Source organism: Methylobacterium jeotgali (assembly GCF_022179345.1).
Lineage (GTDB): Bacteria > Pseudomonadota > Alphaproteobacteria > Rhizobiales > Beijerinckiaceae > Methylobacterium > Methylobacterium jeotgali.
On sequence record NZ_BPQR01000023.1, the window covers coordinates 7,501 to 29,221 of the forward strand.

The following is a 21,721-nucleotide window of genomic DNA, read 5'->3' on the forward strand; positions in this document are numbered from 1 at the left end:
GGCCCAGAAGCCGACCAGCGTGTCGAGCTTGTCGGCGAGCGCCACGGCGATGGAGACCGGGTCGGTCGGCACGCGGTCGCTGGGGCCGAGCGGCTTGTAGTGCTCCTCGATGGCCGCCGCGACGCTCGGGTGCTCGCCCTGGAGGGCGGCGTACTTGCGGCCCATCAGGCCCTGGAGCTCGGGAAACTCGCCGACCATCTCGGTGACGAGGTCGGCCTTGGCGAGGCGCGCGGCGCGCTCGGCGAGATCGGGATCAGCGCCGACGAGGGGGGCGATCTCGCGCGCCAGCGCCGCGATGCGGGCGACACGCTCGCCCTGCGTGCCGAGCTTCTCATGGAAGACGATGCTGTCGAGCTTCGGCAGACGGTCTTCGAGGCGCGTGGCCTTGTCGGTCTCCCAGAAGAATTTTGCGTCCGAGAGCCGGGCGCGCACGACCCGCTCGTTGCCGGCGACGATCGCCGCGCCGCCGTCGCTGGCGACGAGGTTCGAGACGAGGATGAAGGCCGGCGCCAGCGCCTCGGAGCCGCTCCGGCGGAGCACGAAGCATTTCTGGTTGGCGCGGATGGTGGCGCGCACCGCCTCGGCCGGGATGTCCAGGAAGCTCTCGTCGAAGGAGCCCATCAGCACGACGGGCCATTCCACGAGGCCGGCGACCTCCTCCAGCAGGCCCTCGTCCTCGACCAGCTCCAGACCGCGCGCGAAGGCGAGGTCACGGGCGTCGTGCAGGATGATGTCCTTGCGGCGGTCGGGGTCGAGCACGACCTTGGCGCGCTCCAGCGACTGGATGTAGTCGTCGAAGCGCTTCACCTCGATGGCGCCGGGCGCCAGGAAGCGGTGGCCGTAGGTGGTGGTTCCGGCCTCGATGCCGTCGACGGAGAAGGCGACGACATCGGGCGTCTCGGTCTCGGGGCCGAAGGTCGCGACGATGGATTGCAGGGGGCGCACCCAGCGGAGCGCTCCGGGCTTCGCCGAGGCCGCGCCCCAGCGCATCGACTTCGGCCAGGGAAAGGCACGGATCACCTGGGGCAGGATCTCGGCGAGCACGTCGAGGGTCGGGCGGCCCTCGCGCTCGATCACCGCGAGGTAGAACTCGCCCTTCTTCGGGTCGGTGACCGTCTTCGCCTGATCGAGGCTGTCGAGGCCCGCGCTCTTCAGGAAGCCCTGCACGGCCGCCTCCGGCGCGCCGACGCGGGGACCGCGGCGCTCCTCGCGCACGGCCTCACCGCGGGCGGGCAGGCCGGCGATGTGCAGCGCCAGCCGGCGGGGCGTGGCGAAGGCCTTGGCGCCCTCGTAGAGGAAGCCGCGCTCCACGAGCGCGTCGGTGACGAGCTTCTTGAGGTCGTCGGCCGCACGCCGCTGCATGCGGGCGGGGATCTCTTCCGAGCGGAGTTCGAGGAGCAAGTCGGGCATGGCGCGGCAATAGCTCTCCGCCGGGCCGGCGTCGAGACGGGCGTTGCGGCTCAGGCGATAGGACCGCCGCCTTTCCGTCTAACCGCGACGACGGAGGGGCGGGGCGGCATGGTGGGAGAGAAGTCCGGCCAGCGGGTCGAGGGCGCCTCGTAGCTCGCGGGCACGGCCTCGTCGTCGCCCTCGCCGGGGTGCTGGACGGCGACGAACAGCGTCTCGTCGTCGGGGGTGAAGCAGGGGCCGCACATCTCGGCACCGGAGGGCACGCGCAGGAAGTGTCGGCTGGTGCCGCGCCGGGGGCCCTCAGTCTCGAGCGCCCAGATACCGTCCGCACGGCCGGTCGCCTTGCGGGAGTTGCCGTCCGTGGCGATCCAGAGGCGGCCGCGGGCGTCGAAGGCGCAGTTGTCGGGCATGCCGAACCAGCCATCCGCCGAGGTGCCCGCGCCGAACTGCGCCCGCGTGGCGGGCACGGCGGGGTCTCCGCAGCGCACCAGCACCTCCCAGCGGAAGGCCTCGGCGCCATGGTCGCCGTTATCCGGCGCGATCTCGACGATGTGGCCGAAGGCGTTCTTCGCTCGCGGGTTCGCCGGCTCCTCCTCCTCGGGGGTGCGGCGGGTGTTGTTGGTGAGCATGACGTAGACGCGGCCCGTCCTCGGGTTCGCCTCGATGTCCTCCGGACGGTCCATGCGCGTGGCGCCGAGAAACCGGGCGGCCCGGCGGGTCTCGATGAGCACGTCGGCCTGGCTCGCGAAGCCGGCCGCCGCGTCGAGCCCGCCCGAGCCATGGACGAGGGGCAGCCAGCGCCCGCTCCCATCCGCGTCGAAGCGGGCGACACTGAGCGTGCCGGAATCGAGGAGGTCGGCATTCGCCGCGCGGTCGCCGGGCACCGCCTTCGCGTCGCTGACGAAGCGGTAGACGTGCTCGTAGCGCTCGTCGTCGCCGAGATAGACCACGTAGCGCCCGTCGCCGTCGACGATGCCCGCCGCGCCCTCGTGCTTGAAGCGGCCGAGCGCCGTGCGCTTCCGCGGCACCGAGGCGGGATCGAACGGGTCGATCTCGACCACCCAGCCGAAGCGGTTCGGCTCGTTCGGCGTCCTGGCGAGGTCGAAGCGCTCGTGCAGGCGGCCCCAGCCGTACATCGGCGTGCCGAGCCCGTAGCGCTTGGCGTTCTCGGCCTCGCGGTGCCCTTCGGGCAGGCGGCCGTGGAAGTAGTAGTGGAAGTTCTCCTCGCCCGAGAGCCAGGTGCCCCAAGGGGTGACCCCGCCGGAGCAGTTGTTGATCATGCCGCGCACGCTGCGGCCCTCGGGATCGGCGGCGGTGCGCAGGCGTTCGTGGCCGGCGGCGGGGCCGGTGAGGATCATCGGCGTCTCGGCGGTGATGCGGCGGGTGTAGGGCGAGCCGAGCACCGGCCGCCATTGCCCGCCCTCCAGGGCGATCTCGACCACCGAGCCGCCATGCGCGGCCATCTCGACCGCGATCTGCTCCGCGCTGAGGCCCGCGACGAGGCTGCGCCGGTCGCTCGCGGGCAGGCCGGGAAACATCAGCTCGGGATTCGTGTACTCGTGGTTGACCACGAGCAGCCCGCGCCCCGACTCGCCGAGGGGGACGAAGCCGACGAAGTCGTTGTTGTAGCCGAACTGGCGCTGCTGCCTCTCGGCGCTCTGCGCGGCCGGGTCGAAGGCCGGCGCGTCGGGGAAGAGCGGATCGCCCCAGCGCAGCAGCACCTGCGTCTCGTAGCCCTCGGCGACGTGGAGCGTCTCGTCCACGCCGGCGCGCAGCTCGGGAAAGTCGAAGGCGCCCGGCGTGGCGCTTTCGGCGAGCGATGCATCGGGCAGGCCGGCGGCGAGGGCGGCGGCCAGCGAGCCGCGCATCAGGTCGCGCCGGCTGAAGCGCTGGCGGATCACCTCGTCGAGGGTCGGCGGGGTGTCGTCGGTCCCCGAGCCGCTTCCGTTCCTGTCCGCCATCGCGCGCCCCTCTCCGATCCCCGCGGCGGGGTTAGAAGCCTCCCGTGACGGATCGGTGACGCCGGCTCAGGCGGCGAGGGCGGCGCCTCCGGCCTCGGTCAGCAGCCAGGCTCCGCCGCAGGCCTTGGCGAGCTCGCGCACCCGCAGGATGTAGCTCTGGCGCTCCGTCACGGAGATGACGCCGCGGGCGTCGAGCAGGTTGAAGACGTGGCTCGCCTTGATGCACTGGTCGTAGGCCGGCTGCACCATGCGGTGGCGGCCGCCTTCCTCGGCCGGCGCGCCGGCGGCGAGGTAGCTGCGGCAGGCCGCCTCGGCGTCGGCGAAGTGGCGGAACAGCATCGCCGTGTCGGCGGCCTCGAAGTTGTGGCGGGAGTATTCCTGCTCCGCCTGGAGGAAGACGTCGCCGTAGGAGACGCGGTCCGCGCCCTCGCCGCCGTTGAAGTTGAGGTCGTAGACGTTCTCGACGCCCTGCACGTACATGGCCAGCCGCTCGAGCCCGTAGGTCAGCTCGCCCGCGACCGGCGCGCACTCGAAGCCGGCGACCTGCTGGAAGTAGGTGAACTGGCTCACCTCCATGCCGTCGCACCAGCACTCCCAGCCGAGGCCCCAGGCGCCGAGCGTCGGGCTCTCCCAGTCGTCCTCGACGAAGCGGATGTCGTGGAGGCCGAGGTCGACGCCGATGGCGGCGAGCGAGGCGAGGTAGAGCTCCTGAAGGTTCTCCGGGTTCGGCTTCAGGATGACCTGGAACTGGTAGTAGTGCTGGAGCCGGTTGGGGTTCTCGCCGTAGCGCCCGTCCTTCGGCCGGCGGGAGGGCTGCACGTAGGCGGCCTTCCAGGGTTTCGGGCCGAGCGCCCTGAGCGTCGTGGCCGGATGGAAGGTCCCGGCGCCAACCTCCATGTCGTAGGGCTGGAGGATCACGCAGCCCTGCGCCGCCCAGAACTGCTGGAGCGTGAGGATCAGACCCTGGAACGAGGTCTTGGGGCTGAGGTCGACGGGGCTCGACATCGCGGCTTTCCGGATCGGAGGAGAGGTTCGCGGGGGTGTAAGTGCGGCCTCCCGGGTGTCAAGCGACCGCCCGGGTGCGGGCACGCACGGCAACCGTTACCGAATCCTTACATACACGGAACTGCCTAGCCCCTGGCCAAGTTTAGCAAGCAATCAAGGGGTGACGCACCGTTCGAAGAGCGGTTGCACGTTACGGAAGACCAGTCATGCGCACCGGGATCACTGTTTTCGCCGCCGCCATCGCCGTTTCCCTCGCCGCCACGCCGTTCGTCATGGGCGCCGGCAAGGCCCTCGCCACGCAGGACTCCGCCTCGGCCGCCCCGGCTCCGGTGACGGTGATCCCCGTCGAGGTGGCGCCCGTCTCCGTCGCGCCCCAGCCCGAGGCCTGCGCCCGCAAGGTCCGCGTCGTCTACACGGGCTACGGCCAGCCGGCCTGCCGCTGACGGATCAGAGGCCGTAGCGCGCCCATGCCGCGCGCTCGCTGACCGCGGCGACGAGATCCTCGCCGAGGCCCGCTCCGCCGCCCATGCCGCCGGGAACGGTCCGGCGCAGCAGCCGGGCGACGAACGAGCCCTTGGCCTCCGCTACCATGCGAAGGTCCACCTTCTCGCCGAAGCGCGCGCGCATCACCGAGCGCACGTCGCCGAGCGCGTCGACGAGTCCGAGCGCCAGAGCCTGACGCCCGGTCCAGACCGCGCCGGAGAACAGGCTCTCGCCGTCGCTCCTCAGTTTCGGACGGCGCTCCGCGACGAGGCCCGAGAAGACCTCCTGCACGTCCCGTTGAATGCGCTCGAGACGCGCCAGGTCGGCCGGGTCCTCCGGCCGGAACGGGTCGAGCATGGCCTTCGCCTCGCCCTGGGTGTGGACTCGGCGCTCGACCCCGAGCTTGTCGAGCAGGCCCACGAAGCCGAACCCCGCCGAGACCACGCCGATCGAACCGACGAGGGAGGTCTCGTCAGCGACGATCTCGTCGGCCGCGCAAGCGATCATGTAGCCGCCCGAGGCCGCCGCATCCTCCACGAAGGCGATGACCGGCACGCCTTTCTCCTGCGCCAGCGCCCGGATGCGGCGGTGGATGAGATGCGACTGCGCCGGCGATCCGCCCGGCGAGTTGACGACGAGCGCCACCGCGACGAGCCCGCGCATCCCGAAGGCCCGCTCCAGGCTCCCCGCCACCGTGCCGATCGACAGGCCGGGCCGCAGGGGCGAGACCGCGCCGATCACGCCGCTCAGCCGCACCACCGCGACGCGGGGCCGCCTCTCGCGGTAGCGGCCTGGGAGGAGGGAGCGCAGGGAAGCGGCGAAGCTCGACATGCGGGGTGATCTCGGCGCTCGGCCGGCCCTCGGCAAGGACCTGCGACGCTTAAGTTTTCGCGGGTGTCGGCGCGGCGGGCCGATGCAGCGCCTCGGCTTCTTGCGTGAAGCGGCCGGCCTCGTCGTGCAGCACGAGAGGCGGCAGCATCCCGAACGCCGCCCGGCTGCCTTTCGTGGCGGTCAACAGGACACGGATCGCCGGGTGACCGGTCCGCGGGTGGACGGGCCTGATCCACACGCCGCCGAAGCGGTTGCCGAGCGCGGCGAGGCAGGCCGGCAGAGCGTCCGCCCTGTGGATCAGCCCGAGGCGGCCGCCGGGGCGCAGCAGGTCGGCGCAGGCGCGCAGCCAGCCGTCGAGGTCCCCGCCCTCCATGTGGTGCGACGCGCGCCTGGCGGCGTTCGGAGAGGGGCGGCCGGCGCCGGCCTCGAAGAAGGGCGGGTTCGTGAGCAGGATGTCGGCGCTCTCGGGTAGAAGGCCGGCCAGCCGGCGGGCCGCGGCCGGGGCGAGCACGTCGGCCTCCACGATCCGCACGCGCCCGGTCAGCGCGTTGAGCGCGGCGTTCTCGCGGGCGAGCCCGGCGAAGCCGGCGTCCCGCTCCACCAGCGTCACCGTGCAGTCCGGCACCAAGGCCGCGACCGCGAGGCCGACGGCCCCCGTTCCCGCGCCGAGATCGACGACCCGCGCGCCGGCCTCGATCGGCATCGCCTGCGCGAGGAGCACGGCGTCGCTCCCGGCCCGGTGGGCGCCCCGGGGTGGCTGCCGCAGCCGGAGCAGGCCGCCGAGGAAACCGTCCGGCGCCGGCTCCTCAGCCATCGCGCAGCTCGGCGGCAAGGCCCGCCTCGGTCAGAATGCGCCGAGCCTGCCCGCCATGGTCGTCGGGCACCAGCAGGCGCCGGGGAAAGGCGCCGATCGAGCCTTCCATCAGGCTCATATGCGTGTCGGCGAGGAGCACGGGCACGCCCGCGTCCTCCAGCAGCGACTGCGCGAAGCTCATCAGGACGACGTCGTTGCTGCGGATGATCTCGACCATCGAGGATGCCTGCTGCCGGCGCGAGCGCTTTCGCCGCGTACAGCTTCGCGCCGCCGTGCGCCATACTCGCCGGATACGGTGCGCGTGTTGCGGCGCCCCTCGGCCCGTGCGAAGGGGGGCCGCGCGCGAGCGCATGCAGGATACGGTCTGGAGGCTGACGGACCTTGGGTGTCGTGATTCCGATCGAGGGCCGCTCCGACCCGGAGGCGAGCCTCGCCGACCTCGTCGCGCTCGTCAGCGGCGGCATGGAGCGCGTGAACGCGACGATCCTGTCGCGCACCGGCTCCGACGTCGCGATGATCCCAGAGGTGGCCAACCACCTCATCGCGTCGGGCGGCAAGCGCCTGCGGCCGATCCTGACGCTCGCCACCGCCGATCTCTGCGGCTACGCGGCCGGTGAGGGTGCGGTGAAGCTCGCCGCCAGCGTCGAGTTCATGCACACGGCGACCCTCCTCCACGACGACGTGGTGGACGAGAGCGACATGCGCCGGGGCCGCGTCGCCGCCCGCATCAAGTGGGGCAACGAGGCGAGCGTGCTCGTCGGCGACTTCCTGCTGGGCCAAGCCTTCCGGATGATGGTCGAGGTCGGGAGCCTGCGCGCCCTCGACATCCTCTCGGCCGCCGCCACGGTGATCGCCGAGGGCGAGGTGATGCAGCTCACCGCTGCCAAGAACACCGAGACCAGCGAGGACGAGTACCTCGCCGTGATCCGCTCCAAGACCGCAGAGCTGTTCGCGGCGGCCTGCGAGGTCGGTCCCGTGCTCGCCGAGCGGCCCCGCGCCGAGCAGGCGGCCTGCCGCTCCTACGGGATGAATCTCGGCATCGCCTTCCAGCTCATCGACGACGTGCTCGACTACGGCGGCACCAGCGCCAGCCTCGGCAAGAACGTCGGCGACGATTTCCGCGAGGGCAAGATCACCCTGCCGATCGTGCTCTCCTTCCGCCGCGGCAGCGACGAGGAGCGCGCCTTCTGGCGCCGCACCCTTGAGAAGGGCGAGCTGGAGGAGGGCGATCTTGATCGGGCGCTCGCCATCCTGCGCCGTCACCGGGCCCTGGAGGACACGGTGGAGCGCGCCCGCCACTACGGCGCCATGGCCCGCGACGCGCTGGCCCTGTTCCCGAACGGGCGGATGAAGTCGGCCCTGCTCCAGGTGGTCGATTTCTGCATCGCCCGGGCGCACTGACCCTTTCACTCAGCGCAGCATCGTCGCCGAGACCCACCAGCCCGGCATCGCCCGCGCGATGGCGTGGGCGGCGAGCGCCGCTTGGCTGCGGTGCCCGAACAGCCCGAAGACGGTCGCGCCCGATCCCGACATCCGCGCGAGCCGGCATCCCGGCTGGGCCCGCAGCGCGGCTAGCGCCTCGCCGATGACCGGCGCGACGGTCAGCGCCGGCGCTTCCAGGTCGTTGCGGGCCGGGGTGATGGCGGCGACGAGGCCGTTGCGCTGGGCGCGCGGCTCGATCTCCGGATGCGAGGCCTTCGCCACCCGCTCGCCGACCGAGAGCCCCAGCGCCTTGAAGACCGGCGCCGTGGGCACCGGTACGCCGGGATTGACGAGCACCGCCGGCAGCGGCGCCAGACCCAGCGGCAGCCCGATCTCCTCACCGGCGCCGCGCATCATCCGAGCCCTCGGATCGAGGCAGACCGGCACGTCGGCGCCCGTCGCCCGCGCCGCCGCGACGACGACGGGGTGATCGAGGCCGAGACCGTTGAGGCGGGCGATCAGGCGCAGCGCCGCCGCGGCGTCCGACGAGCCGCCGCCGATGCCCGCCGCCACCGGCAGGCGCTTGACGAGGTGGAAGCGCCCGAGCCTCAGGCCGGGGACGCGCTCCGCGAGCCCCCGTGCCGCCCGGATCACCAGATTGTCCGCGTCCGGACCCGCCGGGCCGGCGGTCGGGCCCGAGACGGCGAGAGCGAGGTCGCCGTCCGGCTCCAGCGTCAGCGCGTCGGCGGTCCCGGCGAAGGCCACGAGGCTCTCGAGCTCGTGGTAGCCGTCGCCCGCCCGCCGGCCGAGAACGTGCAGCGTCAGGTTGATCTTGGCGGGCGCGCGGTCGGTGAGGACGGGCACTGGACGTCTTTGGACAGAGGGCGAGGTCTCGCCCTTAAGCGCAGGCTCCGGCACGGGCAAGCCGCGGCGGCGCGGCGGTTTCCTGCCGCACGACGATTCTCGTCGCTTCACCGAGCCTGCGAGATGCCATCGAGAGATAAAGTTCTGCCGTCTTTGTATATTGCCGGCTCATATGAACGTTACTTCAGCGTCATGATAATGTAAAAATCAAGAACTCTTCTCTGCAATCCGTGAAAATCGAAGGCATTAATCGCTCGTCAATCGGTCGATGCGTATCGGATCGCTGTTCGAGGATGGCATTTACGGTTCGAGAGATGCGGATCAGCCTTGGCCACAAGCTCGGTGTCATCGTGGCGCTTCTCAGCCTCGTCGCGATCGGCATCTCGGCCTTCGCCCTGCGGCAGGCCGGCGAGGAGCGGCACCGGCAGGAAGCGATCGAAAGAGCCTGGGACGCGGGCCTGAAGGCCCTGACCCTGGCACAGTCCATCGAGCACGCGGTCGTCCAGGCGACCGCGGTCTACACGGCTTCCGACACCGACGAGGCGAAGACGCGCTTCGCAGCCCTCGCGGCCGCGCTCGGCGAGATCGACGGCGCCCGCCCCGCCTTCCTGGCCGCGGTCGAGGCGCAGATCCCGGCCGATCGTCGCCGTCGGCTCGATCTCGCCGTAAAGGAGTTCGTCGCCTACCAGTCCGATACGGCCGAGCTCGGACAGACGATCTCCCCGAAGGCCGCGCTGATCCAGGCGACCGACGAGGCGACCGTGCGCAATCGCGAGCGCATGGTCGTCGAGATCAACGCCATCGGCCGGGAGGTCATGGCCCGTCTCCGGAACGAGCGCCTCGAGGCGGATGCGGCCCGGAAGACGGCGATGTGGACCCTGACGGTCGGGCCCGCGGCGGCGCTCGGCCTCGGCCTCCTCGCCGCGTTCTGGATCGTGACGACCCAGATCCAGCGGCCGCTGACGCAGCTCAAGCGCTCGCTCCAGGCCGTGGCCGCCGACGCGCTCGACGAGAGCGTCCCCTTCGTCCGCAGGCGCGACGAGGTCGGCGACATGGCCCGTGCCATCGCGTCGGTGCAGAGGGCGCTGATCGACAAGCGCCAGCTCGACGCCGCCGACCGGGAGCGCGCCCGGATCGAGCTGGCGCGGTCCTCCGCGGTCGCGGGGGCCTCCGGCGATTTCGATCGGGACACGCATGACGCCGTCGAGTCCCTGATCCGGTCCGCGGAAGGGATGCGCAGCGCCGCCGATGCCCTTTCCTCGACCGCCACGACGACGACGATGCAGGCCAACGCCGTGGCAGCGGCCTCCGGCCAGTCCGCGCGAACGGTCGGCGGGATCGCCGACGCGGCCGAGGCGCTGTCGGCGACCTCGCAGCAGATCGAAACGCATGCGCGGGACACGAGCGCCTTCGCGGCCGTCGCGCTCGATCGCACCGAGACGCTGCAGGGGTCGGTCGACGGTCTGGCGCGGGCGGCCTCCGAGATCGGCACCGTCGTGACCCTGATCCGCGCCATCGCCGAGCAGACGAACCTTCTCGCCCTGAACGCGACGATCGAGGCGGCGCGGGCGGGGGCGGCGGGCCGAGGCTTCGGCGTGGTCGCGAGCGAGGTGAAAGAGCTTGCCGCGCAGACCGCCTCGGCCACCGGCCGCATCGCGTCGCGCGTCGAGGCGATCCGGGACGCGACGGACGAGACCGCGGGCGCCATCCGCAGCATCGGCGGCACGATCGCCCAGATGAACGAAATGGCCTCCGGCATGGTCGCCGCCGCCGACCGGCAGCAGCAGGCGAGCGAGGAGATCGCCCGCGCCATCACCGGGGCGGCGGCGGATGCGCGGACAGTCTCCGAGAACGTCGCGCAGGTGCGCGAGACCATCGCCTCGAACGAGGCGAGGGCCGCTCAGATGCGGGCGGGCGCCGGCGATGTCGAGACCAGCACCCGCGCCCTGCAGACGGCCATCGAGACCTTCGTCGGCCGTATCAAGGCGGCGTGACCGCCGACCCGCGGCTCAGCCGCCGGTCTTCTTCTTGTCGGCGGCGCCGGGGGGCTCGTTCGGGGCGGGCGCGCCCTTCGGCAGCTCCGGGTTCTGGGCGTTGTGGGGCGCGGCGACGGGGGCCGGCGGGTTCTCGGCGGTGGCGGTCGGCTTCTCGACCTCGGGCAGGCCGTTGGCGAGCTTGTCGTTGATCTTGGCGAGCTCCTCCGGCTCGGGGTTCAGGTCCTTGGCATGCTGCCACTGGAACTTGCCCTCGAGGCGCCGGCCGGCCCGCCAGTAGGCGTCGCCGAGATGGTCGTTGATGGTCGGGTCGCCGGGCTTCAGCTCGATCGCCTTCTCCAGCTCGCGCACCGCGTCGTCCCAGCGGCCGAGGCGGTAGTAGGCCCAGCCGAGGCTGTCGATGATCATGCCGTCGCGGGGGCTCGCGTCCACCGCCTGCTTGAGCATGGCGAAGGCCTCGTCGATGTGCATGTTCTGATCGACCCAGGAATAGGCCAGATAGTTCAGCACCTGCGCCCGGGCGCCCGGCTGGCTCGCCGGCACCAGCTCCAGGGCCTTCTTGAGGTCGGCCTCCGCCTTGTCCCACTGCTTGGCCCGCTCGTAGGCGGTGCCGCGGAAGTAGTAGGTCGTCCAGTAGTTCGCCTGCGGCCGGTCGCCGATCAGCGCGATGGCCTTCGAGTAGGTCTCGGCGGCCTCCTCGTACTTCTTGCGCGAGCGCTGGACGTTGCCGAGCGCGGTGACGACGTCGATGTCGTCCGGATGCGCCTTCATGGCGGCGTCGAGGTGCTTCAGCGCCTCCTCGCCCTTGCCCATCTGCTCGAGGTTGAGGCCGATCTGGATGTCGGCGTTGAGCTTCAGGGGCGAGTTCGCCGGGATCAGCGCGTAGGCCTCGTTCGCCCGCTCGGTCTGCTTCATCCGGTCGAGGGTGTCGGCGAGCGTCAGGCGGCTCAGCGCGTGCTCGGGCGCGAGGTAGAGGGCGAGCCGCAGGTAGACCACCGCCGGCAGCTCGTCGCCCTGCGTCGAGCCCGCCGAACCGAGCCCGTAGAGCACCTCGGCCGCGCCCTCCTGGGCGGTGTTGACGAGGCGGCCGAGCGGCTTGCCGGCCTTCAGCTTGTCGAGGGCGTCGCGCACCACGGGATGGCGCGGGAGCAGGGCGTCGAAGTCGCTGTAGGCCTGGATGGCGAGGTCCGTGCGGCCGGCCTGGGCCTCGAAGCGGGCGTAGGCGTCGACGATGCGAAGCGTGTTGCGGTCGGCCTCGTAGGCGGCCTTCAGGCGGCGCTCGGCCTCGGCCTGGTCGCCGACCACGCTGGCGATGAGGCCGGCATGGTAGTCGCGGAAGGTGTTGTAGTAGCGCTCGCCCCGCAGGCGCGAGATCGTCTCCAGGGCGCGCTTGCCGTCGCCGGCACCGGCGAAGGCCCAGGCGGTGAGGAGCGTGCCGGTGAGGTCGGCGGCGGCGCCCCGGCCGCTCTTGGCGAAGTTCCCGCGGGCGGCGGCCCACTGGCCGGCCTTCATCTGGCGCACGCCGAGGGTGAGCTGTGCGAGCCCGTTGGCCCCGTCGCGGGAGGCGACGCGCTCGGCCACCCGGAAGGCGTCGGGGAGCGCCCCGTCGGCCAGCAGCGAGACGAAGGCCCGCTCGAGAAGCTCGGGATTGCGCGGGTCGCCCTTGACCGCCTCCTTGTAGAAGGTCGCGGCGGCGGCGGTATCGCGGGAGGCGCCGGCGATGTAGGCGGAGAGGAAGTTGCCTTCGAGGGACTCCGCCGGCTCGTAGTCGCTGACCGGCGTCGACTCCTGCGGCTGCATCGCCGCCGCCGGCCCGATCAGCAGGGTCAGGGCCAGCGTCGAGGCCAGGGTTGCCTTCAGGCCGGAACGGCCGAGGCGGGCTTTCGCTTCGATGGGCACCAGGGACGGCTCCTGCACTGCCGGGCCGCGCCGGGGCGGGCCCGGGCCGGATCGGGCGCGGACAGTACCTGTTCGGGCCACGCCCGCAAGGCGAAAGCATGACGCCTTCGCCGTGCGGGGAGGCGCCGCCGTCACATGTTCGGGTAGTTCGGTCCGCCCGGCCCCTCGGGCGTCACCCAGTTGATGTTCTGGTTCGGATCCTTGATGTCGCAGGTCTTGCAGTGGACGCAGTTCTGCGCGTTGATCTGGTAGCGGACCCCGTCCGAGGCGGAGGCGTCCTCCACCCACTCGTAGACGCCGGCCGGGCAGTAGCGGGCCGAGGGGCCGCCGAACACGTCGTGCTCGGAGCGCTTCTGCAGCTCCGGGTCCTTCACCTGGAGGTGCGGCGGCTGGTCCTCCTCGTGGTTGGTGTTCGAGAGGTAGACCGAGGAGAGCCGGTCGAAGGTCAGCTTGCCGTCGGGCTTCGGGTAGGCGATCGGCGTCACCTCCGAGAGCGGCTTGAGGCAGGCGTGATCCGGCTTGCCGTGGCTGAGCGTCCCGAAAGGAGAGGCGTCGAGGATCGTCGTCGCCCACATGTCGAGCCCGCCGAGGCCGACGCCGACCAGCGTGCCGTAGCGCGACCACAGCGGCTTGACGTTGCGGACCCGCTTGAGATCCTGCCCGATCTCGCTGCCGCGCCAGCCGTTCTCGTAATCCGACAGCTCGTCGCCGCTGCGCCCGGCACGCAGCGCTGCGGCGATGGCCTCGGCCGCCTGCATCCCGGAGCGGATCGCGTTGTGGGAGCCCTTGATGCGCGGCACGTTCACGAAGCCCGCCGAGTCGCCGACGAGGCAGCCGCCGGGGAAGACGAGCTTCGGCACCGACTGCCAGCCGCCCTCCATGATGGCGCGGGCGCCGTAGCCGATGCGCTTGGCCCCCTCGAAGGTCTCCGCGATCATCGGATGGGTCTTGAAGCGCTGGAACTCCTCGAACGGCGACAGGGTCGGGTTCTCGTAGTTCAGGTGCGTGACGAAGCCGACCGAGAGCAGGTGGTCGTCGAAATGGTAGAGCCAGGAGCCGCCGCCGGCCCGGTTCGGCAGCGGCCAGCCCATGGTGTGCCGCACAAGCCCCGGCTCGAACCGGTCCGGCGCGAGCTGCCACAGCTCCTTGACGCCGAGGCCGTACTTCTGATGGTCGCGGCCTGCGTTGAGCTTGAAGCGGTCGACGAGCGTCTTGGTGAGCGAGCCGCGGGCGCCCTCGCCGAAGACTGTGTATTTTGCCCGCAGCTCCATGCCGCGGGTGTAGTCCTCGCGGGGCTCGCCGGAACGGCCGATGCCGAGATCGCCGGTGGCGATGCCGGTGACGACGCCCTGCTCGTCGTAGAGCACCTCGGAGGCCGGGAAGCCGGGATAGATCTCGACGCCGAGCGCTTCGGCCTTGGCGCCGAGATACTTCGCCACGTTCGAGAGCGAGCCGACGAAGTTGCCGTGGTTCGACATCAGCTTGGGGAAGAACACGTTCGGCATGGTGACGCCGCTGTTCTTCGTGAGGAACATGAACTGGTCGTGCGTGACCTCGGTCCTGAGGGGCCGCTCCGGATCGTCGCGCCATTCCGGCATCAGCGCATCGAGGCCGCCCGGATCGACCACCGCGCCCGACAAGATGTGGGCGCCGACCTCAGAGCCCTTCTCGACGACGACGACGCTGATCTCCTCGCCCGCCTCGGCCGAGAGCTGCTTGAGCCGGATGGCGGCGGCCAATCCCGCCGGACCCGCCCCGACGATCACCACGTCGAAGTCCATCCCCTCGCGTTCGGGCAGCGCCATCCATCATCCTCCCGCGATCGCCCACCCGATCCTGTCGAGCCCGGCGTCGTTCGACCCCTTCCGAACTGTCTCAACCCGTTCCAAGGTGGGAACGCAAGCCGAGGCATCGGAACCCACGGTCGTAGTTGGCACTTCGGCCCCGGACGATCGGTTGTCCACAGATCGCCGCGGCAACAGATTGCACGCATGATGATGGATACGGACAAGCAGCGCGATCTCATCGCCTATCTCGACTTCCACGAGGAAGCCGGGGTCGACATCGCGCTCGACGAGCGGCCGCACGACCGCTTCTCGGGGCCCGACGCCGCGGTCGCGCCCGAGGTGAAACCCGTCGCCCGGCTGGCGGCACGTCCGCCGATCGAGAGGGGCGAGCCCGAGAAGCCGGCAACGCGCACGCCCACCTACGGAGGGTCGGCGGCCGCGCCGCCGGATGCCGCCGCCGGCTCCGCCCGTGCCCAGGCGTCGGAAGCGAAGTCCCTGGAGGAGCTCGAGGCGCTGCTGCGCGCCTTCGACGGCTGCCCGCTACGCTTCACCGCCAAGAACCTCGCCTTCTCGGACGGCGATCCGGCGGCGCCGGTGATGTTTATCGGCGAGGCGCCGGGCGCCGACGAGGACCGAGTCGGCAAGCCGTTCATGGGCCGCTCCGGCCAGCTCCTCGACCGGATGATGGCGACGATCGGCCTCGACCGCACGGGCGCCTACATCGCCAACATCGTGCCCTGGCGCCCGCCGGGTAACCGCACCCCGACCCCGCAGGAGGCCGCGATCTGCCGGCCGTTCCTGGAGCGCCAGATCGCCCTGGTCGATCCGAAGCTGATCGTCTGCCTCGGCAGTCCGGCGACCCAGGCGCTCACCGGCACCAAGGACGGGATCCTGAAGATGCGCGGCCGCTTCCACAAGGCGCAGGTCGCGGGCCGGGAGTTCCGCGTCCTCGCGACGCTCCACCCGGCCTACCTGCTGCGCCAGCCGCTCCAGAAGCGCCTCGCCTGGCGGGACTTCAGGCTGCTGCGCGCGGCCCTCGACGGCGCGGCCTGACCCGGTCTAACGCTCGGGGTGGAACCGCGGCGCGAGCGCGGCCATTACAAGGTGCCGCGACGAGACGGCGAAGACAGGACCGGGACCGATGCGCTGGGAAGATTTTCGTGGGTCCGACAACATCGAGGACCGGCGCGGCGAGGGCGGTGGCGGCATGGGCTTCCCCGGCGGCGGCGCCGGCGGCCTCGGCATCGGCACCATCGTCATCCTGTGCATCATCGGCTGGGTGACGGGCATCAACCCCGCGATCCTGATCGGCGGCGCCGAGCAGATGAGCGGCGGCCGCCAGCCCCGCGAGGAGCGGGTCGATCCGGACACGCAGGCGAAGCGCCGCGCGCCCCCGACCGATCAGGCCGGGCAGTTCGCCTCGAAGATCCTCGGCAACACGGAGGACGTCTGGACGAAGATCCTGCCGGACCAGACGGGGAAGTCCTACCGTCCCACCACGATGGTGCTCTACTCGGGCGGAACCCGCAGCGGCTGCGGCTCGGCGCAGGCGGCGATGGGGCCGTTCTACTGCCCGCTCGACAAGAAGGTCTATCTCGACACGTCGTTCTTCCAGGAGATGGCCCGCAAGTTCAACGTGCGTGGCGACTTCGCCTACGCCTACGTCATCGCCCACGAGGTCGGCCACCACGTGCAGGACGTGCTCGGTATCCTCGGCAAGGTGCAGGCCCGCCAGCAGGCCGCCGGGAAGACCGAGGCCAACCATCTCTCCGTGCGCGTCGAGCTGATGGCCGACTGCCTCGCCGGCGTCTGGGCCAAGAACTCCAACGACCGCTGGAACGCGATCGACCAGAGCGACGTCCAGGAGGCCATCAAGGCCGCCGAGGCCATCGGCGACGACAAGCTCCAGCAGCAGAGCCAGGGCTACGTCGTGCCCGATTCCTTCACCCACGGCTCCTCGGAGCAGCGGGTGCGCTGGTTCATGACCGGCTTCCGCAGCGGCCAGACCCGCTCCTGCGACACCTTCCGGAGCGCGTCGAACTGAGATCAGTTCATCCTCAGGTCGTGCGTTTGCGGACCACGAAACGCTCGAGCATCAGCCCGAGTAGCAACGCCGTGAGAGACCAGAGGATCGTGTAGGCATAATCCACCTGCACGGCCAACTCGGGATAGTAACCTGTCCTTACCCACTCAACCACTTGCACTACCGGATTCCACTTCAGGATATCGTAGATCTGCTGTGGCATAAAGTTTGGCAGGAATATCACGCCACTGGACAGGTATAGAACGAGGGTAAAGAGAATATAGCCGATCTGCCAAGCTGGAAAGAACGATACGATACCCACGTTGACCACGCCGACTGCAATTCCGAGAAGGATCGCGGCGAGGTATCCAGTGATCGCAACGACAGGGTTCGCGGGAAAAGGGTTCACTCCCAAAGCGGCAACGATCGACATCGTCAGCAAGAGCGCCAAAAATCCCGTCATGATCTCCACGATGATGCGCGCCAAGATGACGTCGATCAGCTTGACTTGCGGATAATAGGTGAGTGGGCGGTTCAAAAGAACGGCTTTCATCACCTCTCTAGAAATATACTGAAATATCAATGCCGTGATCGCGCCTGTCGAGAAGAACAGCACCCGGCTGTCGCCGATGGGGGCGGGCATGTGCCGGAAGGTGTAGATCCCGACCAGCATGAAGGCATGCGCCACCGGCCAGCCGACGACGATGGCATAACCGACATGCGAGCCTCCGAAGCGCGTGCGCATGTCGCGCAGCATCAGCGCGTGGAGGACGTGGAAATAGGATTCGATGGCCGCGCGGCGCCGCGAGAGGGTCCGCTGCCTGCCCGGGGGCGGCATGAAACGGGATGCTCCGGCGGCCATTCGATCCTCGCGCGCGTCCGGAACCGCTTCGCTGAGGATCGCGACCGAATTGTGAAGACGCGTCCGGACGACCTTACGCGCCGAAGAAGGCGGCTTCCGTGTAGGACAGGTCGCCGATCCGAGGCATGACGGGGCCGCGGGCATATTTCGGCATCCGGTCCGGGAAGAAGCGGCCCGGCAGCCCCGGGATCGGGCCGTTCGCGTCGACCAGAAGCGCAGGGTAGCCCCGGCGCGCCAGGAAGCGTCCGAGGGGCCTCGCGAAGCGGGCCGCATCCGCTACGTCCCGGCAGAAGGCGAGATGCGCGACCGGGACGTTCAGCCGGGTGATCCGCCGGGGCAGGAACAGGAACGGATAGGCGCACCCGTCCGACACGCACCACAGCGCCAGCAGGTCGAGGTCGCGGTGATCCCGCATCACGGCCCGATCGAGGTCGTCGACCGCGGCACCTTCCGGCGCCTCGATGCCCTCCACGATCATGCCGTCGGCGGCCCCGAGTGCCAGCAACGGGAAACAGATGTGCAGGCCGTCGGCGTAACGCCGGAAGCCCTGGGCCTCGATCGTCGGCCGGGTATGGCGCTGCGAGGACACGTTGACGTAGCTCATACCCTTGTCGCGGGTCGCGGCCGCCACGAGGAGCGGCGCGTAGCTGCGATAATCGGGCTCGACGTACCAGCTCGACAGGTTGCACTGCGCCGGGCCGCGCTCGCGAGGCTTCAGGATGGTCAGCAGCGTGCCGACGAGCGTGCCTTCGGCATCGAGGACGAAGCCCGGCGCCGGTAGGCCGTTCTCGTCCGCCAGCCGCAGCAGCAGGGACAGGATGCCGGACCAAGCCTCGGCGTCCTTCGCGGGGAAGCCCTTCGCGAGGAGGCGGCTGAGCGGCTCGCGGTCCATCTCCGTCATGCGCCGGCATCGGACGCGCCGCACCGGAGTGGGGATGGGGCGGGCCGGCGTCGCCGGCGTTGCAACGGAGCTGACGCTGTCCACGCGTGTGCCCTTTCAGGACGTTCCGGCACACCGCGACACCACGGCTGGCCCTCGTCCAGCGGTCAGCGCAAACCGCGCGCCAAAGCGCTAGGCACCGGCTCTTAAGAAGATGCGCTCAGGCTTGGGCCTTGCACATGGTCTCCGAGCATCCCCCCGGCTGTGTCGGGGCGGGACAGAGACGCTCATGATCCGCTCGCAACCCCACGGTATCGGCCTCGCGGACCGCTTCGGAGACCTGTCATGAGGCTTCGCCTTCGCGGCCTCTCGGCCAAGTTCGCCGTGATCCTCTCCGGCGAGCTGGTCCAGAGCCTGTTCCATTTCGGCGTGAACATCGCGCTGGTGCGCTCGCTCGTCGCCTACGATTACGGGCTTTTCGCCATCGTCTTCACGGTGGGCGGAATCGGCATCACCTATATCCGCTCCCTCGTCGCGGTGCCGGCGACGCTGTTCCTCGCCCGGAGCCTCGGCAGGCTGGCCGAGCGCGGCCACGACGTCACCTTCGGGGCCGCCGCGACCCTGGTCGCATTGGGGCTTGGCGGGATCGTCACGCTGGGGCTTCTCCCGACGCTCGGGCTCGGCGCCCTCACCGGCGGCGCCTTCGTCGCGCTCTACACGTTCCGCGCGTATCTCCGGATCGTGCTCCTCGCGCGGGCGGCCTCGCGGATCGCCGGCTTCAGCGACATCGCCTATGCCGGCTCTGGCACGCTCTTCGGCGCGCTGCTCCTTCACGGAGACGGCACGCTCCTTCTCGATCACGCCTTCATCGCGCTCGCGTTGGCGCATGCCACCGGCATCGCCGTGGCCTACGCGGCCCTGCGCCAGCCCGTCCGCCTGCGCTTCCGCCCGAGCCTGCGCCGGCGCTACGCCGCGATCTGGCCGACGCTCGTCTGGTCGCTCGTCGGCATCACCTCGACGAACATCCAGGGGCAGGGGCTGACGCTCCTCTTCGCCCTGATCGCGGGGCCGGCCGCCTACGCGCCCATCGCGGCGACGCTCGTGCTCTTCGCGCCGCTGCGCATTCCGACGAACGCCCTGACCAACATGGTCCTGCCCGAGATCACCGGTCTCCTCGCCGGAAACCGCCTCGAGCCGGCCCGCCGCCTCGTCACCCGCAGCACGGCGATCATCGCCGCCGGATGCCTCGTCTACGGGGCGGCGATGTGGGTGGGCCTGCCGATCATCGAGCACCACCTCTTCAAGGGCCGCTTCCTGCACGAGCCGATGGAGCTGATCGGGCTCGGCGTCTGGAGCGTGGTGACGGTCTCGCTGCTCTACGCGATCCCGCGCGCCTTCCTCGAAGCCGCCGCCGCCTTCCGCGACATCGCCTACGGCGCGACGGTCGCCGCGGTGATCGGCTTCGTGGTGATGGTACCGGTGCTGCTCACGGTCTCGCCGCCCTGGGCGCTCGCCGGCCTGCTGGCCTCGGAAGCGGCGACGGCGCTCTGGTGCTGGCGCTGCTTCGGGCGCCGCTCGCGGGGCGACGATCCGGCGAGCGACACCTCCGACGCCTTCGTCGCGGGACTGCCCGCCCGCTCGTAGGCTTGCCTGACGAGGCGCTAGGCTCGCGCCCCGGCGGAAGGGGACTCGGTGACGCAGGCGAGGCCCGCCTCGCGAAGCACGGCGCCGATGCCCTCGGCGGCGGCGGCCTCGGAGAACACGCTCTCGTAGCGGGCGTGGGCGGCGGCGGGATAGCTCCGCCACGCCTCCGGCTCCGCGACGATGCGTGCGAGCGTGGCCGACAGGCTGTCGGCGTCGCCGGGCTCCACCACCCAGCCGCTGCGCCCGTCCTCGACGGTCTCGGTGAGGCCGCCGATCCGCGAGACCACGGGCGGGATGCCGTAGGACATCGCCTCGATGGCGACGCGTCCGAGGGATTCCGGCCGCTGCGAGGGCACGACGACGACATCGGCCCAGCGATAGAGCGGGGAGGGGTCGCGCACGAAGGGCGAGAGCATCACCCGGCCCTCGAACCCGCCGTCCGCGATCTGCTCGGCGAGCGCCCGCTCGCGGGCCTCGTCCTCGAAGGCGCTGCCGACGATCCGCAGCTCGACCCGCCGGCGCACCGCCTCCGGCAGGCGCCGCACCGCCTCGACCAGCACCTCCTGGCCCTTGATGCGGCTGATCCGGCCGAGCATCAGCAGGCGCAAGGGGCGGCTCCCGTCGTACCGCGGCGGGTTCGGCTGCTCCGGCCCTGCGATCCCGTTATAGACGACCCGCCACGGCTGCCCCGGCCGCAGCGCGTAGGAGCGGGCGGTGGCGTTCGAGTTGAAGATGATCCGCGCGCCGCTCCAGCGGATCAGCGCGTTGAGCACGGTGCGGGTCGCGCCCTCGGGAATCTCGTGGACGTGCAGCACGGTCCGCTTCGGACAGAGGCGGGCGGCGATCTGATAGTCGGCGACGACTGTGGTGTTGACGTAGGTGAGGTCGCTCGACCGGATGCGCCGGGCGGCCCGCAGCACGGCGACCGGCAGGCGCAGCATCCCGATCGTCGCCAGCCGCGGAAGCTCACGGCGGCGCAGGATCCAGAGCGGCTCGTAGACGATGCGGGAAGCGATCCCTTCGAGCTCGCCGACGATCGGCCCTTCCTGCGGCAGCACCACCTCGATGAAGGCGTCCGGGCAGGCCCGGCGGATCACGCGGACGGATTCGCAGAAGGCGCGGTCCGAGCCGTAGAGCTCCCATCCCTGGTGGACGCAGGTGATGCGCTGCATGAACCCCATCCCGGCCCCGGCTGTCGCCCCGGTCTACGCGGCAAACGTGAAGCGCCCGCTAAGCCTGCCGTGCGATTTCCCAGGCTTCGCGGAGCTCGAACGGATCGGATTGAAGGTCTCGTAAGGTCTCGCGAGTCCTATTGGGGGCCCTCAGACCGGAACGCCAGCCTTGTCCGACGCGCCCGCTTCGATCCTCATCCTCGGCACGCGCGGGATTCCCGCCGCCCATGGCGGCTTCGAGACCTTCGCGGAGAAGCTCGCGCTGTTCCTCGTAGCGCGCGGCTGGCAGGTCGGCGTCTACTGCCAGAAGGACGTGGAGCGGGTCGGCACCCGCTTCGGCACCCGGCGCTGGAACGGAATCGAGCTGATCGACGTCGAGGTCGTCGACCGCGGCCCGGTCTCGACGCTGGAGTTCGACTGGCTCTGCGTGCGCCACGCCGCCCGCTCCAAGGCCGTGTGCCTGGTGCTCGGCTACAATGGCGGCGCCTTCCTGCCCTGGCTGCGCCTCGCCGGAAGGCCGATCCTCACCAACATGGACGGCATCGAGTGGAAGCGGCCGAAATGGTCGATGCCGGTGCGCGCCTGGTTCTGGGTCAACGAGTGGATCGCCGCCTGGGCCTCGAACCGGCTCGTGGCCGACCATCCGATCATCGCCGACCATCTCGCGACG

Annotated in this window: 19 protein-coding genes (1 of these 19 cut by a window edge); 7 read left to right on the forward strand and 12 right to left on the reverse strand. The window is 70.8% G+C overall.

The window, feature by feature from the left end:
* From glyS to MFF04_RS07360, 3 genes are all read right to left on the reverse strand, one after another.
* A protein-coding gene (gene glyS / locus MFF04_RS07350) for a glycine--tRNA ligase subunit beta (protein ID WP_238274774.1) crosses the window boundary here: on the reverse strand, positions 1–1,410 show its 5' portion. It extends 825 nt beyond the left edge of the window; only the first 1,410 of its 2,235 coding nucleotides appear in the window; it begins with the start codon at positions 1,408–1,410; its stop codon lies beyond the left edge, outside the window.
* Positions 1,411–1,460: 50 nt separating this feature from the next.
* Positions 1,461–3,371, reverse strand: a complete 1,911-nt coding sequence (locus tag MFF04_RS07355) for a PhoX family protein (protein ID WP_238274775.1) — start codon at positions 3,369–3,371, stop codon at positions 1,461–1,463.
* A gap of 66 nt (positions 3,372–3,437) precedes the next feature.
* Entirely contained in the window at positions 3,438–4,376 is a 939-nt protein-coding gene (locus MFF04_RS07360) for a glycine--tRNA ligase subunit alpha (RefSeq protein ID WP_238274776.1), read from the reverse strand.
* A 206-nt stretch (positions 4,377–4,582) separates the two neighbouring features.
* Here MFF04_RS07360 and MFF04_RS07365 point away from each other — a divergent pair, with 206 nt between their 5' ends.
* Positions 4,583–4,819: a hypothetical protein gene (locus MFF04_RS07365; protein WP_238274777.1), complete on the forward strand. Its 237-nt coding sequence runs from the start codon at positions 4,583–4,585 to the stop codon at positions 4,817–4,819.
* Positions 4,820–4,823: 4 nt separating this feature from the next.
* Here the strand turns inward: MFF04_RS07365 and MFF04_RS07370 are convergent, their stop codons facing one another.
* From MFF04_RS07370 to MFF04_RS07380, 3 genes are read right to left on the reverse strand one after another with little or no spacing between them, the layout of a single operon-like run.
* A complete protein-coding gene (locus MFF04_RS07370; RefSeq protein WP_238274778.1) occupies positions 4,824–5,690 on the reverse strand; it encodes a S49 family peptidase in 867 nt (288 codons plus the stop codon).
* A gap of 49 nt (positions 5,691–5,739) precedes the next feature.
* Positions 5,740–6,504 carry a tRNA1(Val) (adenine(37)-N6)-methyltransferase gene (locus tag MFF04_RS07375; RefSeq protein ID WP_238274779.1) on the reverse strand — a complete coding sequence of 255 codons (765 nt, stop codon included), beginning with the start codon at positions 6,502–6,504 and terminating at the stop codon, positions 5,740–5,742.
* Positions 6,497–6,721: a putative signal transducing protein gene (locus tag MFF04_RS07380; protein ID WP_238274780.1), complete on the reverse strand. Its 225-nt coding sequence runs from the start codon at positions 6,719–6,721 to the stop codon at positions 6,497–6,499. The genes MFF04_RS07375 and MFF04_RS07380 overlap by 8 nt, the downstream gene beginning before the upstream one ends.
* A 164-nt stretch (positions 6,722–6,885) precedes the next feature.
* Between MFF04_RS07380 and MFF04_RS07385 the strand changes: the two genes are divergently transcribed.
* A complete protein-coding gene (locus MFF04_RS07385) occupies positions 6,886–7,905 on the forward strand; it encodes a polyprenyl synthetase family protein (protein WP_238274781.1) in 1,020 nt (339 codons plus the stop codon).
* Positions 7,906–7,914: 9 nt separating this feature from the next.
* Here the strand turns inward: MFF04_RS07385 and MFF04_RS07390 are convergent, their stop codons facing one another.
* The gene (locus tag MFF04_RS07390; RefSeq protein WP_238274782.1) at positions 7,915–8,790 is read right to left on the reverse strand and encodes a 4-(cytidine 5'-diphospho)-2-C-methyl-D-erythritol kinase; all 876 of its coding nucleotides are present in this window, start codon (positions 8,788–8,790) and stop codon (positions 7,915–7,917) included.
* Positions 8,791–9,104: 314 nt separating this feature from the next.
* On the opposite strand from MFF04_RS07390, the gene MFF04_RS07395 reads away from it, so the two are divergent.
* Complete coding sequence (locus MFF04_RS07395) at positions 9,105–10,784, forward strand: methyl-accepting chemotaxis protein (RefSeq protein WP_238274783.1); 1,680 nt, start codon at positions 9,105–9,107, stop codon at positions 10,782–10,784.
* 15 nt (positions 10,785–10,799) lie between these two features.
* Here the strand turns inward: MFF04_RS07395 and MFF04_RS07400 are convergent, their stop codons facing one another.
* Positions 10,800–12,683, reverse strand: a complete 1,884-nt coding sequence (locus MFF04_RS07400; protein ID WP_373319983.1) for a tetratricopeptide repeat protein — start codon at positions 12,681–12,683, stop codon at positions 10,800–10,802.
* Positions 12,684–12,814: 131 nt separating this feature from the next.
* Positions 12,815–14,488 carry an electron transfer flavoprotein-ubiquinone oxidoreductase gene (locus tag MFF04_RS07405; RefSeq protein ID WP_238274784.1) on the reverse strand — a complete coding sequence of 558 codons (1,674 nt, stop codon included), beginning with the start codon at positions 14,486–14,488 and terminating at the stop codon, positions 12,815–12,817.
* 186 nt (positions 14,489–14,674) lie between these two features.
* Here MFF04_RS07405 and MFF04_RS07410 point away from each other — a divergent pair, with 186 nt between their 5' ends.
* Together MFF04_RS07410 and ypfJ are read left to right on the forward strand one after the other, a co-directional pair.
* Positions 14,675–15,523 carry a uracil-DNA glycosylase gene (locus MFF04_RS07410; protein ID WP_238274785.1) on the forward strand — a complete coding sequence of 283 codons (849 nt, stop codon included), beginning with the start codon at positions 14,675–14,677 and terminating at the stop codon, positions 15,521–15,523.
* A gap of 88 nt (positions 15,524–15,611) precedes the next feature.
* Entirely contained in the window at positions 15,612–16,514 is a 903-nt protein-coding gene (ypfJ, locus tag MFF04_RS07415; protein ID WP_238274786.1) for a KPN_02809 family neutral zinc metallopeptidase, read from the forward strand.
* A gap of 13 nt (positions 16,515–16,527) precedes the next feature.
* On the opposite strand, the gene MFF04_RS07420 is transcribed toward ypfJ, so the two are convergent.
* A complete protein-coding gene (locus MFF04_RS07420) occupies positions 16,528–17,355 on the reverse strand; it encodes an ABC transporter permease (RefSeq protein WP_238274787.1) in 828 nt (275 codons plus the stop codon).
* Between the two features lie 73 nt (positions 17,356–17,428).
* Complete coding sequence (locus MFF04_RS07425; RefSeq protein ID WP_238274788.1) at positions 17,429–18,256, reverse strand: acyl-CoA acyltransferase; 828 nt, start codon at positions 18,254–18,256, stop codon at positions 17,429–17,431.
* A gap of 324 nt (positions 18,257–18,580) precedes the next feature.
* On the opposite strand from MFF04_RS07425, the gene MFF04_RS07430 reads away from it, so the two are divergent.
* The gene (locus MFF04_RS07430) at positions 18,581–19,879 is read left to right on the forward strand and encodes a polysaccharide biosynthesis protein (protein WP_238274789.1); all 1,299 of its coding nucleotides are present in this window, start codon (positions 18,581–18,583) and stop codon (positions 19,877–19,879) included.
* Positions 19,880–19,896: 17 nt separating this feature from the next.
* On the opposite strand, the gene MFF04_RS07435 is transcribed toward MFF04_RS07430, so the two are convergent.
* Positions 19,897–21,051: a glycosyltransferase gene (locus MFF04_RS07435; protein WP_238274790.1), complete on the reverse strand. Its 1,155-nt coding sequence runs from the start codon at positions 21,049–21,051 to the stop codon at positions 19,897–19,899.
* 169 nt (positions 21,052–21,220) lie between these two features.
* On the opposite strand from MFF04_RS07435, the gene MFF04_RS07440 reads away from it, so the two are divergent.
* Positions 21,221–21,721 (forward strand): DUF1972 domain-containing protein (locus tag MFF04_RS07440; RefSeq protein ID WP_238274791.1); only part of this gene is annotated, 501 nt, incomplete at its 3' end.